Source organism: Alteromonas sp. ABE4_545, from assembly GCF_056161325.1.
In genome coordinates this window covers 1-206 of record NZ_JBSWYY010000111.1, presented here as the reverse complement: position 1 = coordinate 206, position 206 = coordinate 1, and the positions used below count along the sequence as shown (strand labels likewise).

Below are 206 nucleotides of genomic sequence, written 5' to 3'. Positions count from 1 at the left end.
CTTGGTTGTGAGAGTAAATGATGATGGAAATTGCACAGTGGTCTAATAATACTTTTGGAAAAGCCAATTTAGGCGATCCCCGTCGCACTGCACGCTTGGTAAAGTTGGCGGTATCGTTAGCCAGCTCACCAGGAAAACCTATCGTGAATATCACACAATCTCCCGCAGATATGGAAGGCGCGTATCGCTTTATTCGTAACGAACAC

At 45.6% G+C, this 206-nt stretch carries 1 protein-coding gene; it reads left to right on the top strand.

From position 1 onward, the window contains the following. Positions 1-20: 20 nt before the first annotated feature. On the top strand, positions 21-206 hold a 186-nt coding region (locus tag ACXAH6_RS20525), incomplete at its 3' end, for an IS4/Tn5 family transposase DNA-binding protein (protein ID WP_474879849.1).